Below are 17247 nucleotides of genomic sequence, written 5' to 3' on the forward strand. Positions count from 1 at the left end.
TTAATACTTTCCCTTAAGCATTTTCTTAAAGATTTTGTGTTGCTCTTTCATAGCCACGACCCTGTCTGCTGGATCTGTTCTACATTCCAACAAGATCCATCCATTATAGTCCATCTCCACAAACAGGTTCATCAGATCCTGATAAGGATATTCTCCTACGTTCAATTCTCTTACGTGTACGGTATCCCCAAAACGACCTTTAACCAAATTGAAATTCTCTTTAAGTCCACCATCCATTAAATCTTCATCATTACAATTCCAGCATACCGTGGCATTAGGATGATCAGCTACATCAAAAATAGCCTTCATAACAGGCAATCGCTGTGTTTTTCTTCCGTGGACTTCCACACGGATTTGTTGTCCGTATTCAGCACCAAAGGCAGCTACTTCATTGAGTGATTTACCGATTTGCTCAATAGTTTTTTCTTTTGAAACACCTTCAGGTAAAGTATTTGGCTTTACTTTGACACCGGTAGCTCCAATATCGTGACTAAGTTTTATAAATTCTTTTGTCTTCTCAATGGATTCCCGCAAAACACTCTGATCTGTATGGTGGTAGTCTTGATTGGTTCCCATACCAAGACATTCTACTTTACTACCCTCAAATTTCATTTTTACCTCTTTTCGCTCTGGCATCGTCAGGCCGGTATGGACATTATGTGCATGTTCTACTCTTAGTTCGACTCCACCTAATTTTGCATCCTCACAATTTTTTATAAGTGTATCCAGGTCCCAATCTTTACCCCATAAATATGTAACCAGTCCAAGTTTCATTTTACTTCTCCTGATGGCATTCAATTCCAGGAAAGAATTAGGCGTGATGACAGCACCTAAACCCGCCATAAATAAGGATTTATTAAAATTTCTTCGATCTTGCTTTTGGTTAAAATTTCTCATTTACTATATTATTAGTTTTTTGGGTTGAAAATAGTTCCTAAAATAGAAAATTAATCGCTTTTCGGCCCCTATATTGGTATTATATTTTGACAAATAAGCATATTGAAAAGATCCATACCTGACATTTAAGTTTAAAATTAATTCAAGCACTCATTACATAAAACTATAAGTCAAATAGTTATAAATAAAAATTATTTAAATCCTAAGTGCTCCATAATTTCCTGATCGCCAATAAGTGCATTTTCAGGTAGGTCATAATCGGGTCCAAATACTTTTAAGTCATCCATGGATAGTACCTCGACAAAATCCTCATTGACCGTTGGATTAAATTCAACAGCCCCTTTATTCAAATCCAAATGATGGGCAAAAAATGTATATACCGGTGCTCTCTTGGTATAGCCATAATCATGCTTTTCTGCAGGTAAATGCACATTCGATGCCTTGTGCTCAGCATTATACAGTGAATAAACGCGTTGGATGTAAGGGTATTCTACTCTCGGTGTATTAATCGTCCAATCTCCACCGTTGGAGATCAAAAGCAAGGGACGTGGGGCACACAAAGCTGCGACTTCCACATTATTAGTTTGAAAACTACCGGACTTGTGAATAGGCATACCGCTTTCGCATATACAACCGCCAAAGAAGTGGGCAGAAACCTGTACAACAGGTGCCGATGCTGTAATTCGATCGTCAATAGCTGTCAAAATAAATGTTTGAGTTCCACCTCCGGAGCCTCCTGTCATTCCCACTCTTGTTCCGTCCACATCATCCCGGGATAACAGGTAATCAAGAACCCGCTTACTATTATATGTCTGAAGGAGCAAAGAAATAGGAATTCTATGATCAACTTGATGGGACTCTCCTCTTCCGACCATATCATAAGCAAAAACTATTGCACCCATTTTCGCCAACACAGCACACCTCTTTTGAACATCTTCTTTCAATCGTTTATCCATCATATGGCCGTGGGGACTAAGAATGGCAGGCATCTTATCAGTATTCCCTACCGGCCTGTAAATATTTCCTGTAATATAAAATCCCGGGAAACTCTCTATGGCTATATTTTCTACAATATAGCCATCCATTTCTCGTGTATTGTTAATTATCGGATTGAACTGACCTTCGATATCAGGCATCTTATCGAATTGCATTCCACTCAGTAATTGCTCTTTAATAGCCATGGCCCTTTCTTCCCAGGAATCCAAATCGTCCCAGGTAGAAGCAAATTCTTTCATTTTAATATTTGCCTCATCTTCTGTCCAATAATGACCCTGACAAAGCTCTGAATTTTGCCCTTTCAATAATGGCAATGCAAATAAAACTAAAATATATATCCCTATGTTTCTTATATAGGGTACCCTTGAATTGGGAATTTCCATATGCAATACTTTTGATTATGAATTTTAATATAATTACTACATCCAACAAAATTTCCTACATAATCAAAAAACATATACTTTCTGAATTTTAAAACTACGAATTAATCCTGAAATATTTTAAACAATCCAAAAAATACCGCCAACCAAATTAATCCTTTAATCAAGAAAAACAAAAAAGCCCCCCACCCCATTCTTTTAAGCCACTTTATCATTTTATTTTCCGATTTCTTCTCTTGCATATTCGTATAAAAATAGTTTTTAGAATGATTTAATGAACCAATTTCCAAAATATCTCTTAAAAATTTTCATCATATTCAAAGTATCCGGTATCGCGCGATGAGGCTGTCCATCAAATTCCATTCCTTCATTCAACAAAGCCTTCATTAGTCCCAATTTGGGTTTTTTCCCTTTCATTTCGGCATACTGTCCTCTAAGATCAATATGATTTTGTATAAAGGATGCTTCATTCATATTCCTTTCACACTCCGCATCCAAAATTTTTCTATCAAAATTTCCCCATGAAACAAAAATTGTATCTACATCAGGTTCTACCCACTCGTAAAAGTGGTCATATACTTCTTCAAAAAGTGGAGCCTCATTTATTTCTTCCTGGGAAATATTCGTAAGCGATTTGCAATAAAATGAAAGTTCGGGATTGATGCAGGGTAATACAAAAGATTGGAATTCACTGATGTGTTCATTAAATTGATCAACCTTCACCCCTCCTATTTCAATTACTTCCTGATCATGGTTACTGTGGTACCCATCCCAACACGTAGCTTCGATATCAAAAAGAATGTACATAACAAAAAATTATAGATTCACCCAACGCCATGATTCTCTACTCTTCCTCAGTAAAAATTTCCTGAAAACGTTTTCGATCGTTTTCCGTAAATATATTTTTAAAATTATAATTGTCAATTCTATTGTGATAATAAAATAACAATTCCAGGTCATCACTTACGATCATACCGTCTTTCGAAAGTTTCAAAGGTTTTCTACTGTGATACAAACCTATGTTTGATAACCCATTCATTAATATTTCCTCGGAAGTACCATCAAATTGACTTGAAAGTCTGAGTGCACCCTCCGCCTCCATCAAACGAAGCAGGTCCTTAAAAACCTCCATTTTTTCAATAAAAAAATCCCTGGGAATAAAAAAGTCCGATAAGGGCAACTTTAATAAACCATAGACATCCAGGTTGGAATAATATTTCATAAAAATTTCGAAAGCCAGATAAGCAATCATGTGGCTCGACAAGATAACGTTGTCTCTTTTATAGCGTTCAATAATCCTATTTGCCAGTAGCTTTGTATACTCAGATTCCCGCTGAACATCGGTATCAAGCTCATTATCGGAAGCAAAATAGTCTTTGATGTCAATTAAATTTCCGTTTTTGTCAATACTTCTTCCTTCCTCGTCCACTTGATTACCAATAAAGTCCATAGGTTCTCCAAACGAACAAACTATTTCGGAACTTTTCGTGTAAAATTCCCAGATAAATTTGAAGATCTTACGCTTACTTTTACCCAGGTCTTTTATAGATGTATATTTTTCCCTTCCCTGTATTGTCAGGTGTTGCCTAATTAAGGATTTGGCCTCCAATACAAAATGATAATCTAATATTAAAGGAACGATATATACTTTTTGATCTCCATCATTAATACAGATATCTCTTTGCGCTTCGGTTATTGAGTTCAAAAGGCCCAACTTCAATTTTTCTTCACTTCTTCCCGACCTGCTGCGCGTCCCTCCGGGGAAAAACAAGTTATTCACCCCTGATTTAATAGATAGCGTCGACATAGCCTTTAGCGTCTCAAGATAAATGGGATTCTTTTTTCTCCTGTCCACACGATAGGCTCCTAATCTGTTCATATAATAGGCCGCCGGACCAAAATTATAAAGGTTCAAACCCGCTCCATAGGAAAAAGCAGGGATCCCTAATTTGGTATCAACTACATATCCGATTAAAATACTATCGAGATTACTAAAATGAGTAGGAACTAAAATAATGGTTCCCTTTTCAGCCAGAGAACGGACTTTATCAATATTTCCATATACTTTCAAAGCATTGTATAATTCTTCTTTTTTTCCCCATATCTTCCAACTCTTTTTAAGTAAATTTTCCCCGAGTAAAATATTAAACAATGCTGTTAGGAACTTCCGGGCAAAAAGAAAGGTCTTGGGTACGAAAGAACCAACGATTTCTTCAGAATATTTTTGGATAATTCTATAAACAGATTTCCGTTCAAATTCACGGAGTTTTTTCTTGCTCTTGTATCGCTTTGATTTCCCAAACCTACTTTTCATGCGGTTCCAATAAGCTTCATCATTAGGGGGATCAACTCTCCAGGGATTTCGCTTAATTCGTATTCGCTCCTGGTAAATGGTTTTTTCCAATAAATCTTCAAAATCAGCTTTATACTTATAGTGCAATTTTTTATAGGTATGGTTGACAAGACGATCTACGAACAAAGGTCTTTTTTCGCTAATTTCAAAGATTGGCCAATCTGTCAGGTCAGGCTTTATATGTTTGTATATCTTCTTGTTTTCCTTCATATTTTGGAAGAATCATTAGCCAGATTCATTAAAAAACTTAAAACTTCCTTTTTACCGGTTTGGGAAATAGCTGAGGTAATAAATGCTGGCGGCAGTTCCTCCCAGAAGTTCAATAGTTCTTTTTTAAACTTTCTAATATTATCAGATACTTTTCGTTGTTTGGATTTGTCCGATTTGGTAAAGATAATGGCAAAAGGAACCTTGTTCTCTCCAAACCAGTTAATTTGTTCCAGGTCTAATTTTTGAGGGCTAATATTCGAATCTATTAAAACAAATACACATTCCAGGCTTTTTCGTTCCAAAAAATATCTCTTTGTCATTGTATCCCATGCGGCTCTTTGTTTTTTTGAATGACGGGCATACCCATATCCAGGCAAATCTACTAAATAATATAAGTCATCCACAGTAAAATAATTAATAGACTGTGTTTTCCCCGGTTGTTTTGATACATAGGCCAGATCTTTCCTTCCAAATAGCATATTGATAAGAGAAGATTTACCTACATTTGACCTACCTGTGAAGGCAAATTCAGGATATTTTTCAGGGGGGCAAACAGAAACATCTTGAAAACTGTCTAAATAAGATATCTTCCCGGACATATTACTGTTAATATTCGTTAAATAAGAATTCGTTTAAATTATCCGGTCAAAGTTATTAGTTATAATATAAAAACTAAGAAATCTTGAAAAATATAATTCTAACCACATTGATCCTTTGTTTTGGCTTTGCATCCTATAGTCAGATCAATTTCGGTATTAAAGTCGGGGCAAGTGCAACAGATGTGGGAATTGATTCTTTGAAAATTAACGATCCAAATTCAGTAGATCAATTCATTCTAAATGTCGAAGAAGCCAATTATGGATTTTTTTTTGGCGGTGTTCTTCAAATTCAAATGGGATGGTTTTTATTACAGCCTGAAGTGCTATTCAACTCAGCCAGTGTGGATTACAGAATAGAAGACAGTTTCTCTACCACTACTGGAAAAATATTTAGTGAAACTTATCAAAACCTTGACATACCTTTTTTGTTAGGGTTTAAAGCAGGGCCGCTGAGAATGCAGGCGGGTCCTGTAGGTCACGTATTTTTAAATTCTATATCGGAGCTCAAAGATATTGAAGGCTATGAAAGGAATTTCAAAGATATAGAATACGGATACCAGGCCGGGATAGGAATTGATTTTTTAAAATTTATGATCGATGTTCGGTATGAAGGGAATTTTAGTCGTTTTGGGAATCATATTGTATTCTTTGGAAAACAGTATAACTTTTCTCAAAATCCAACCCGTCTTACGGCCAGCATTGCAATCACATTAAATTAGAAAAATTATCTTCGCTAAATAAAATTGTAATACCGTTAAATGAATACTCTCTACTTCGATTTCAAATCTATTGGAAAATTTAGTGACAACGACATAGCTTATTCATCAGGAAATAAAAAACTGGAGCCATTTTATTCTTTCTTTCCCTCTCAGGAAAATCTGCTTAATGCAGCGGAAAAAAGAAAAAATTTCACGGTAGACAGGGAAGTATTAGTAGCCGAAATCACCAGACAATATAAAGGTTTTACAGATCATGAAGAGATCTTTACCTATATCTCAAAACTAAAAGATCCTAATGTATTCACGATCACCACAGCTCACCAACCCAACCTTTTAACCGGGCCGCTGTATTTTATTTATAAATGTCTATCGGCAATCAAGGCTTCCGGAGAATTTAACAAAAGGAATAGTCAGTATGAAACGATTCCAATACTTGTCCTGGGAGGTGAAGATCACGATTTTGAAGAATTAAACCATTTAAGAATATTTGGCAAACCCATCGTATGGGAAGACGAACAAGGAGGAGCTATCGGCAGGTATAAGACAGCTAGTTTACAACCAATAATAGACGAAATCTACCAAATCCTCGGAGACAGTGAAAATGCTCAACTATTAAAAGGCAAAATTGAAAAAGCATTCAACGGAAAGGAAAATTATGGACAGTCTATGCAACATTTTGTCCATGAATTGCTTGGACACCTGGGAATATTAGTTGTATCAATGGATAATAAAGCCTTTAAGAAGCGAATGATTCCCTATTTCAAAGATGATCTACTCAATAAAAGTTCACATCGCATTGTCAACGAAGTTCAGGAGTCATTCTCCGAGGCAGGATTTGACAAACAAGCATTTGTTCGTCCCATAAACTTCTTTTATTTAACGAAAAACAGCAGGGACCGTATTGAAGAAAATAACGGTACTTATTCACTGGTTAACAGCGATAATAATTGGTCTCAAGATGAGCTGTTACATGAAATTGAAACGAACCCGGAAAATTTTAGTCCCAACGTTATTCTCAGACCTATTTACCAGGAAGTTATTTTACCGAATTTAGCTTATGTCGGAGGAGGAGGTGAAATTTCTTACTGGCTTGAACGTCTGTCTCAATTCGAGGAATTAAAAGTATTTTTTCCCATGTTGATTCGCAGGGATTCCATTCAATTAATTTCAAATAAAGATCTTGAAATTCTCCAGGAATATCACTTTTCCATCGAAGATCTTTTCCTGCCCGATCATAAACTAACGGAAAAATACCTGTCCGAATTTGGAAGAGATGAAATTGACATATCTAAGGAATTGCAAGCAATAGATGAGCTTGAAAAGAAAGTTCAGGAAAAAGCCGAAGTAATAGACCAATCTCTGGTAGCCCGAATAGGAGCACAGTTTGCCAAATTCAAAAACGACTTACAAGGTGTAGAAAAGCGATTAAAAAAGACCGAAAAACAATCACACGATAGAAATATTAAAAAAATTAACCGGATTAAATCCAAACTGTTTCCCAACAACGGGCTCCAGGAAAGATCCGATAATTTCATGTCGTGGTATATTCTTCACGGAGAAGGTTTCTTTCAACTCCTTCTCGAAGCTGCAAACCCGTTCGACACGCGAATGAAAACAATAGAGGTGTAAATTCAGGGTGAATTAATCATAGGACAGGGGGCTGAAAGGATTAGCCAGGATTGAGACCGGTAACAAATAAAAATTAATTGTTTTACCAGCGTCCCATTAAACCTCTTTCTTTTCCAACACTTTCCCCTGCGTATCCACTGTTTCTTTTTTCACTTCAAAAAAACTAAGCAATTGAGTTAATTTCTGCTTCAATTCTTTCCGATGTATAATAAAATCAAGAAATCCCTGATCTAACAAAAATTCGGAAGATTGGAAACCTTCAGGAAGATCTTGCTTTATTGTTTCCTTGATGACCCTTGGCCCCGCAAAACCGATAAGGGCTTTGGGTTCCGCAATATTAAAATCCCCCAACATGGCATAACTCGCTGTAACACCACCGGTAGTAGGATCCGTCATTAGTGAAATGTAGGGAATTTTTGCATCCGCTAAAAGACCTAATTTAACTGATGTTTTAGCCATTTGCATTAGAGAAAAAGCCGATTCCATCATCCTCGCTCCCCCGGATTTGGAAATAATCATCAATGGATACTTGTTTTTCAGCGAATAATCAATGGCCATAGATATTTTTTCTCCTACCACACTCCCCATAGATCCACCGATAAAAGAAAAATCCATTGCGGCAATGACCAATTTTTGATCTTCCGTTAAATTACCCACTGCTACCGATAAAGCATCATTCAGGTCAGTTTTTTCTTTCGCGGCTTGTAATCGATCAGTGTACTTTTTCAGGTCTTCGAAATCAAGTATATCCTTAGCAATTAAATTGTCAAAAAGCACCTCATACTCACTGTTCTCATAAATAAAATCAAAATAATCGTGAGAACCGATTCGAATGTGGTGATCGCAATGCGGACAAACATAAAGGTTTTCCTTTAAATCTTTGGTAAGGGTCGTTTCCTTACAACTCGGACATTTTGACCAAATACCATCAGGAACTTCTTTTTTGTTGCTTGTTGCAGTTTGAATCCCTTCTTTTAATCTTTTAAACCAACCCATGATTTATGATTTTGGATGTTTTATTTATAAAGAATTACGGCAAGTATAACATTAAATGTTTAAAAACCCCCTCAATTTTTGACGAACCTGTTTTCTGACGGCTACATATTTAATCTTGACCTATTAAAAGAACAATTTTATTTACATAATATTTGACTACAATTACGCAAATATATAAAATTTTCATTCTGACCTTTACAAGTATATCAATATTAATAACGGTATGATTTTACTGTATTCACGAAGGTTTTTACTCCATCCAACGGGGTATCCGGGTAAACTCCATGTCCGAGGTTCACTATATGCTTCTCATCAAAAGAGGTTAAAAGTTGCAACGTCTTCTCTTTTATTGTTTTCTCATCCCCATACAATACACAAGGATCAAGGTTCCCCTGGACTACTTTTCTACCCTTTACAACGGAATTAATTTCAGATGGTCGGTATGACCAATCGAACCCAAGTGCCTTACAATCGAGATTGAGTAATTCACCAAAGGAAGAACTGGCCCCTTTACTAAAAACAATGGTCCGAGTTCCGGTGGGTAACGTACTTAATATCTGCTCTATATATTTTATCCCAAATTCTTTATAAAGGTCCTGACCAAGCATGCCAGCCCAGCTATCAAATATTTGGACACAATCCACCCCATTTTCCAACTGTGATTTAAGATATTCGGCCACGCTGACGGCCAGTTTATCCATCAATTTATGTGAGGCCTCAGGGTGTTGGTATAAGAATCTTCTGGCTTTAGAAAATGTTTTCGAACCTTCCCCTTCTAGCATATAACAAAATAGAGTCCACGGTGCCCCACTAAAACCAATTAAAGGGACACGGTCCAATCTATTTTTTATTTCCCCTATGGTATTATAAACATACCCTAAATTTTTAGTAGCTATTTCCCCGTGGATCAATTGATCGATATCCCCGGGATCATTTATTGTTTTTGGAAATACTGGCCCCTTATTTTTTACAAGGTGATACTCCAATCCCATACACTCAGGGATAACCAAAATATCAGAAAACAATATAGCTGCATCTACACCCAATTCATCCACGGGTTGAATGGTCACTTCAGCAGCTTTCTCCGGATTTTTCACCAAATCGACAAAAGATCCCATACCCGCCCGAACTTTTCTATATTGTGGCAATATCCTTCCGGCTTGTCTCATTAACCATATGGGAGGTCTTTCCACTTGCTTCCCATCCAAAACGTCCAATAATAATGTATTCATCAGTATATTATGTTAATTCTATTTTATGAATATTTTTGCAAATGTAAATTTTTAAAAAAACATAACGATATGAATGTTGCAATAATTGGTTACGGAAGAATGGGTAAAACCATTGAAAAAATTTGTTTGACGAGGAATCACAATGTTTCAGTTGTAATAGATATAGATAATAAGGACGAAATCAACTCCTTACATGATAAAAATATAGATGTGGCAATTGAATTTACACAACCGCATTCCGCTTTTCCTAATATTCGTGCACTAATTGGCCAAAATATACCGGTTGTATGCGGCACTACAGCATGGACTGATAAAATGGAAGAAATTCAGGAATTGGTACAAAACCAAGATGGTACATTTTTCTATGCACCCAACTATAGTATCGGAGTCAATTTGTTTTTTGCGATAAACGAATATGTAGCCAAATTGATGAATAATTTTCAAGACTTTGATGTAAGTATGGAAGAGATCCACCATATACACAAACTCGATTCACCAAGTGGAACAGCTCTCAATCTCGCTCATGACATACTAACCTACAACGAAAAGAAAACTTCCTGGACTAACGAAGAAACTGAAAAAAGGGAAGAATTATCAATTATCTCAAAAAGAGAACCAGACGTAGCAGGTATACATAGCATATTTTACGAAGGCCCTTATGATAAAATCGAATGCACACATACTGCCAAATCGAGAGAAGGGTTTGCCCTGGGTTCTGTATTGGCAGCAGAATGGGTACACGATAAAAAAGGGATATTTTCAATGAAAGATTTCCTAAAACAATTCTTGTAGGATAATGCTCAATAACGAAATCAGGATCCTAATTTTGTAAAACCTATAATAGAAATATTATATACTTTTATGCATTTTGTATTACTTCCTGACATTTCCAGTACATCCAGCACCCGAATTAAAACCTGCGAATACAGCAAAATTTTTCACAAAGACATTTTAGTCTGAATCTTTGTCGAAAAGTTCGTAGATGCCTTACCGGTAGTAACCACTTTCAGATCATTCGGCTAGCAGGATACTGGCATCTAAAACATTATTCGCCGGAAAACCCGAAGATTGATCATTTCAAGGAAAAATACTTGTCGGGACCACTAATGTTCTGCCTGAGAGCTTACCCAGGGCAATCACCAGGTGACAAAGTCTTCATAAATACATGGAGAAGGTCCTTTCAATCACCTAATAATCATTGCCTTATCTGCTTCAATCTCCCACAACCCGGCAACTGGAATTTTGATCCACTAATTGTACCTTGCCATCTTTAGGAAATAAAGAGAAATATTCTTACATTCTAGATCTTTTTTGGAATAATAAAACGTAAATTTTCTAATAATGGCAGGTCACAATAAATGGTCGAAGATCAAAAGAAAGAAAGGAGCACTAGATGCAAAAAGATCGAAAATGTTCTCCAGAATAATCAAGGAAATTACCGTTGCCGTCAAGGAAGGGAATAGCGGAGACGAAGAATTCAACCCGAGACTTCGGCTGGCAATAGCTAATGCAAAAGGCGTTAATATGCCTAAAGATAATATAGAAAGGGCTATCAAGAAAGCACTGGATTCGGATAGTGCTGCAATATATCAACCCACATATGAAGGATATGGAAATGGCGGTGTAGCTATTTTCGTTGAATGTGCTACTGACAATCTCAATCGGACGGTGTCAAGCGTAAGGTCAATTTTTACTAAAAATGGTGGAAGTTTATCTACATCCGGTTCGGTAGATTATTTATTCGACCGAAAAGGAGTTTTTGTCCTTGATATACAACCCGAAAAGAAAGAGCAATTAGAGTTGGACCTTATTGATGGCGGAGCTGAGGAATTTGACTTTGATCCTGAAACCAATGAATTGACAATAACGGTCGCTTTTGAAGATTTTGGAAATATGCAAACCAAGCTGGAGGCTCTTTCCCTCGAAACCAAAAGTGCAGGCCTGGAGCGGATACCGAATGTCTATACCAGATTGGAACTGGAAGATGCCCAAAAGGTATTAAATCTAATAGATATACTTGAGGAGGATGAAGATGTACAAAATGTCTTCCACAATCTGGAAATGACAGAGGAATTGGAAGAAACAATGAATTAATATATTGAAACTCCCGGACTATAGCTATAGATATAATTGCGAGGACATTATATTGTTTTGTGAATATGTACCAAAATTAAGATTTAATTGAATAAGACAGGCATTTATGGTAGTTGGCCGCAATTACGTGAATTGTCATCTTACATTATAATGTCTATATTTAATAGAATCTATTTGGTAATCATCCAGGCAAATATAATAATCACATGAAAAATATTAAGGCCGTTTTCCTGTTGCCCCTGCTTACTCTCCCATTTTATCTAACAATCCTTCACTCCCAGCCCCTGACGACACAAAAAATAGACTCCCTCGTCAGAATTTCAATGAATAAAATGCCCCTTGCAGGTATTGCTATTGGGATTGTGAAAGATGGGGAAGTCATTCTCGAAAAAGGGTATGGAATTACATCAATGCGAAATTCCGCCCCGGTGGATAAAAACACCTTGTTTGCCATTGCTTCCAATACAAAAGCGTTTACCGCTGCAAGTCTCGCTATTTTAGTGGATCAAGGCTTAATAAAATGGACGGATAAAGTGATAGATTACATACCAGAATTTCGGATGTACGATCCCTATATAACGGCAAACTTCAATATACAGGATCTGCTTACCCATCGAAGCGGACTTGGCCTTGGGGCCGGAGATTTAATGTTTTTTCCGGATGGAGCTGATTTTTCTATACAGGATGTCGTTAAAAGTTTTCAGTACCAAACCCCGGCTTCTGCCTTCCGTACCCAATATGATTATGATAATTTACTCTACCTGGTTGCAGGAGAAGTAGTTTCCAGAGTTTCCGGAATACCCTGGGTAACATTTGTGGAAAAAGAAATAATGAAGCCGATAGGCATGAAACAATCTGGAGGAATATTTCAGACTCTAAAAGACACATCTAATATTGCTTACCCACACCGCATATCTAATGGCAACCTGCACCAGATTCCTACGTATACCAAACCCTCTGCCAATCTCGGATCGGCTGGTGGAATCTACTCAAGTGTATCGGAACTATGCCAATGGATGTTGGTTCATCTCAATGAAGGAAAGTATGGTACTCAATTGGACCAATCTCTTTTTTCAGAAAATGCACAACGTGAAATGTGGCACCCCCACATTAACATAGATTTCTATATCAAGACACAACCACCCTACCATAGCCGATATCTTGCCTATGGTCTGGGTTGGGCTATAACAGAGCAAAATAACTATTTAATCTACCGTCATACCGGAGGTCTTCCCGGAATGCTTTCCCGAACGGTTATAATACCAGAACTCGAATTAGGTGTTGTAGTGTTAACTAATACTGCACCGGGCGGAAACGCCTATTATTCGATTTCCCAAAGTATTGTAGATTCTTATATCGGAATAGGTCCCCAGGACTGGATAAGTCAACAATTTAATACTCTCGAAAAGCAAACTTCAAACTTAGATTCGACGACCCTCGCCGTTTGGCAGACTGTAGAACAAAATAAAAATAGCAATATTGATTTCAGTCGATATACAGGATCATACATAGATCCCTGGTTCGGGGAAGTAAATATATATATTAGAGATGGAAGATTATGGTTTGGATCTATTCGATCCCCGAAACTTACAGGCCCAATGTATTTTTATAAAGGAAATACCTTTGCGATACAATGGGAATATCGCGATATGGAATGCGATGCCTTTGCCAACTTTAGTCTCGATACCGAAGGTATGGCTACTTCTATATCCATGAAAGGGATATCCCCTGGAATTGATTTTAGTTTTGATTTTCAGGATTTGAAATTATCAAAAATAGAAAAATAATGACCTATTATATCACTATTCCACCGCCCAAACATCTGTCAAAGTATGTGCGTTTTTATTGGGTGCTCGAATCCGAAGCCTCGAAAGAAAAACCGTATATCCACCGATCGATGGCAGATGGTTGTACGGAATTGCTTTTCCATTATAAAGGTGTTTTTGAAGAAATAAAAAAAATCCATTGCAAACCTTCATTCATTTCTGGTATTCATTCACATACCATAGAATACCGGACTTTTCGAATTCATCAAAATTTCGGGATATTCGGTGTATATCTATACCCGTATGCCTTACCTAGAATTTTTCGTCATTCCGCTACTGAATTTACGAATCTAATGCCCGATATTGAATCAGTCCTTGGTAAGGAAGGAAAAAACCTCGAAGAAAAGATGGTTTTAGCTCTTAATAATCAAGAAAGATATATGACTATATCTAATTATATTACAAACAAGATTAACATAAATAGACGAAGCATTCATCCTGCCGAAGAAGCTGTTTATCATGTGGTTAATTCGCAAGAATCATCTAAAATAAGTAGACTTTCCAATCAATATAACCTATCAGAGCGACAGTTTGAACGAAAATTCAAGGAATTCTCGGGATTCCCGCCGAAAACCTATATGCGAATAGCCCGATTTTCAAAAGCCTGTAACTTTTACGGAGAAAAGAATAAAAACTTAACTGATATAGCTTTTCAATGCGGCTATTACGACCAATCCCATTTCATAAAGGATTTTAAAACATTTTCTGGTTATCATCCCAGTACATATTTTTCCGGGGAAGCTCCGGGTATTGAATGGAGACAATAAAAATTTGCATAAATATTTAAGGTTTAAAGATAAGGAGCAAATTTTACTGGAGAACATAATGATAAACTGTTAAATGCATGATGGTAAAAACATAACAATGTATATAAACCAAATTTGTCTTGTAGTATCCCGCGTAATAGATTTTTAATAAAGTGATGCCATTGCCATGTATATAATGTCTGAATAATAAAGAATAATTAGCTAAACCTGCATTCAGGATTATATAAAACCTCCGATAATAATGTCGGATTTTTACAATTACATTAAATTCATATAGTACATATTTGTACATTTTAATGGTTAAAACTAATTGTTATGCAAGAAAAATTCGAAACACCTAATTACTACCGGACCGTAATGCCTTACCTTGTACTCAAAGATGTAGGTTCCTTCCTTACATTTATTAATCAAGTATTTGACATTGAAATCAAGATGAAATATCGGGGTGAAGGCGGCAGGATCAAACATGCTGAAGTGGTCATTGGCGATAGTACTATTATGATGGGTGAAAGTACAGATGAGTGGAAAGTGCAAAACGCCGGCCTCTATATCAATGTAGATAATGCAGATACTACATTCCAGAAAGCCCTGGATGCCGGTGCCAGTGAAATAATGGATTTATCCAACCAGGAATATGGCCGTTCTTGTGGCATCCAGGACCCAAGTGGGAATACCTGGTGGATTACTTCACCGCTACAATAAAGGAATCATCAATTTATCATTAAAATTCCTTAACTTTAGTTTATCGACAAACTCTAATTGAAATAATTAACTAACCTGAGCCCGACAAACAGTTATAGGTTCAGAGTGAGTGGACGGGGAATAAACAAGGTAGTTTGCCGAAGCTTTATGGGTATAAAGCAAAGGGAGGGGATACAGCAGATTCGCTTTGTATATGTGCGCTTGAGAAATGGTATCATGAAGGAATCCCTTTAAAAAAAAGAGTTCCATTTTAAAAGGAACCCTCAATAGTCCACTTGTTATTCGCCCTTTTTAGTAGAACCTCCCTATTCCAGGTGATCTGAATCTTAAAAATTCATCAAACTCAGGTAACAAATAAAAAATTGATTCAAATGGTTAAGATAAATTACGGCGTTTCAATTGTTTTCATTTTTCTAATCAATAATCTTTTCCTTCAAGCGCAACCGTCTATATTGATCTCAGATGTTAACATAATTCCTATGAATGAAAAAGATAAGATCCTTTCTAATATGGATGTATTCATTCAGGGAGAAAATATTGTTGCAATAGCTTCCCATAGTAAGAGGAATAAAGGCAAAATTACCATTGACGGTTCAGGGAAATATCTCATTCCGGGACTTAGTGAAATGCACGCCCATATACCGGTTCCAGATGACGGTGATGAATCCCTCGTCCATGAGACCCTGTTTTTATATCTCTCGCACGGGATCACTACCATTCGAGGAATGTTGGGGGCTCCTTACCATTTGCTACTTAGAGAACAAACGGATGCACTGGAATTTCCTACTCCCAGGGTCTATACGTCCAGTCCCTCACTCAATGGAAGTACCATACCGACTGCTATTGATGCTCGAGATAGTGTAATAAAGTACAAAAACGCAGGATACGATTTTCTCAAAATCCATCCCGGAGTTACCAGGGAAGCCTTTGACGAATTAGTCAATACAGCTACTGAAGTGGGGATTGATTTTGCCGGCCACGTTCCTGCTGATATAGGTATTGAACACGCCATCGCTTCAGGATATGCCTCCATTGACCATCTTGATGGCTATGTGGAAGGACTGGTCCCTCAAGAAAACCGTGGTGAAGGAGGCTTTTTTGGAGTTATGTTAGCAGAACAGTGCAATGAAGATCTGATTAACGAGCTGGTAAAAACTACCCGCGAAAAAGGCATTGCAGTAGTTCCTACCCAAACCCTTATGACGCGATGGCTTTCTCCAAAATCTCCTTATGAAATGGTACGCGAACCTGAAATGGCACTGATGCCTCCTATGACCCGTTATAGTTGGAGGCAAAATAAACAGCGCCTTCTTGACCGATTAAATTATAGCCCTAATCTTTACAAAAGATTTATAGAAATCCGAAACAAATATATCAAGGCTTTTCAGGACCAGGGTGTACTCATTACATTGGGTTCAGATGCTCCGCAAGTCTTTAACGTGCCAGGTGTATCCATTCATCACGAAATGAAAGCTATGGCGGATGCCGGCCTGACACCCTATGAAATCCTAAAATCAGGTACGGTCAATGTTGCCAGTTTTTTTGATACCCCCGAACGCGGGACAATAGAGATCGGCAAGGTAGCAGACCTTGTTTTACTTGCTGCAAACCCATTGGATGATATTCAACATGCTTCCCAAATCGAATCTGTTATTTATCGGGGGCAAATCCTTCAAAAAGAAACCATTTCAAAACAACTGGAAATGATCAAAGAAAAATATAAGACGGAATAAACCTAAATTATCTCTAATTTCTGGTCCCCTCTCAATATAAATGACGAAAGCCCGGGACTTATTTGTTATATACCTATAAAAAGATTGGGACACCAATTACTTATTGGCATCCCA

15 protein-coding genes are annotated in these 17247 nt (G+C 37.1%); 8 read left to right on the top strand and 7 right to left on the bottom strand.

The features are described 5' to 3' along the window. From LVD47_RS17460 to yihA, 5 genes are all read right to left on the bottom strand, one after another. Positions 1-897 (bottom strand): sugar phosphate isomerase/epimerase family protein, encoded by an 897-nt coding sequence (locus tag LVD47_RS17460; RefSeq protein ID WP_236979232.1) that lies wholly within the window; start codon positions 895-897, stop codon positions 1-3. 191 nt (positions 898-1088) lie between these two features. Then, positions 1089-2276: an alpha/beta hydrolase gene (locus tag LVD47_RS17465; RefSeq protein ID WP_236979233.1), complete on the bottom strand. Its 1188-nt coding sequence runs from the start codon at positions 2274-2276 to the stop codon at positions 1089-1091. 258 nt (positions 2277-2534) lie between these two features. Beyond that, complete coding sequence (locus LVD47_RS17470; RefSeq protein WP_236979234.1) at positions 2535-3080, bottom strand: 3'-5' exonuclease; 546 nt, start codon at positions 3078-3080, stop codon at positions 2535-2537. Between the two features lie 37 nt (positions 3081-3117). Then, positions 3118-4836 (bottom strand): 1-acyl-sn-glycerol-3-phosphate acyltransferase, encoded by a 1719-nt coding sequence (locus LVD47_RS17475; protein ID WP_236979235.1) that lies wholly within the window; start codon positions 4834-4836, stop codon positions 3118-3120. After that, entirely contained in the window at positions 4833-5435 is a 603-nt protein-coding gene (yihA, locus tag LVD47_RS17480) for a ribosome biogenesis GTP-binding protein YihA/YsxC (RefSeq protein ID WP_236979236.1), read from the bottom strand. The genes LVD47_RS17475 and yihA overlap by 4 nt, the downstream gene beginning before the upstream one ends. Positions 5436-5518: 83 nt before the next feature. On the opposite strand from yihA, the gene LVD47_RS17485 reads away from it, so the two are divergent. Both LVD47_RS17485 and bshC read left to right on the top strand, forming a co-directional pair. Then, a complete protein-coding gene (locus tag LVD47_RS17485; RefSeq protein ID WP_236979237.1) occupies positions 5519-6154 on the top strand; it encodes an outer membrane beta-barrel protein in 636 nt (211 codons plus the stop codon). A 39-nt stretch (positions 6155-6193) separates the two neighbouring features. Further along, complete coding sequence (gene bshC / locus LVD47_RS17490; RefSeq protein ID WP_236979239.1) at positions 6194-7783, top strand: bacillithiol biosynthesis cysteine-adding enzyme BshC; 1590 nt, start codon at positions 6194-6196, stop codon at positions 7781-7783. A 96-nt stretch (positions 7784-7879) separates the two neighbouring features. Here the strand turns inward: bshC and accD are convergent, their stop codons facing one another. After that, on the bottom strand, positions 7880-8779 hold the full coding sequence (accD, locus tag LVD47_RS17495) for an acetyl-CoA carboxylase, carboxyltransferase subunit beta (protein ID WP_236979240.1): 900 nt from the start codon (positions 8777-8779) through the stop codon (positions 7880-7882). A 212-nt stretch (positions 8780-8991) separates the two neighbouring features. Next, the gene (hemE, locus tag LVD47_RS17500; protein WP_236979241.1) at positions 8992-10011 is read right to left on the bottom strand and encodes a uroporphyrinogen decarboxylase; all 1020 of its coding nucleotides are present in this window, start codon (positions 10009-10011) and stop codon (positions 8992-8994) included. Positions 10012-10080: 69 nt separating this feature from the next. On the opposite strand from hemE, the gene dapB reads away from it, so the two are divergent. The 6 genes from dapB (at position 10081) to LVD47_RS17530 (ending at position 17133) form a co-directional block, all read left to right on the top strand. After that, positions 10081-10803, top strand: a complete 723-nt coding sequence (dapB, locus tag LVD47_RS17505) for a 4-hydroxy-tetrahydrodipicolinate reductase (protein WP_236979242.1) — start codon at positions 10081-10083, stop codon at positions 10801-10803. Between the two features lie 549 nt (positions 10804-11352). Then, entirely contained in the window at positions 11353-12105 is a 753-nt protein-coding gene (locus LVD47_RS17510) for a YebC/PmpR family DNA-binding transcriptional regulator (RefSeq protein WP_236979243.1), read from the top strand. A gap of 206 nt (positions 12106-12311) precedes the next feature. Then, a complete protein-coding gene (locus LVD47_RS17515) occupies positions 12312-13892 on the top strand; it encodes a serine hydrolase (RefSeq protein ID WP_236979244.1) in 1581 nt (526 codons plus the stop codon). Continuing rightward, positions 13892-14698 carry a helix-turn-helix domain-containing protein gene (locus LVD47_RS17520; protein ID WP_236979245.1) on the top strand — a complete coding sequence of 269 codons (807 nt, stop codon included), beginning with the start codon at positions 13892-13894 and terminating at the stop codon, positions 14696-14698. Before LVD47_RS17515 ends, LVD47_RS17520 begins: the two co-directional genes overlap by 1 nt. Positions 14699-15013: 315 nt before the next feature. Further along, a complete protein-coding gene (locus LVD47_RS17525; protein WP_236979247.1) occupies positions 15014-15400 on the top strand; it encodes a VOC family protein in 387 nt (128 codons plus the stop codon). 371 nt (positions 15401-15771) lie between these two features. Further along, entirely contained in the window at positions 15772-17133 is a 1362-nt protein-coding gene (locus LVD47_RS17530) for an amidohydrolase family protein (RefSeq protein ID WP_236979249.1), read from the top strand. Positions 17134-17247 lie beyond the last annotated feature (114 nt).

Source organism: Membranihabitans maritimus, from assembly GCF_021729145.1.
GTDB lineage: Bacteria > Bacteroidota > Bacteroidia > Chitinophagales > Saprospiraceae > Membranihabitans > Membranihabitans maritimus.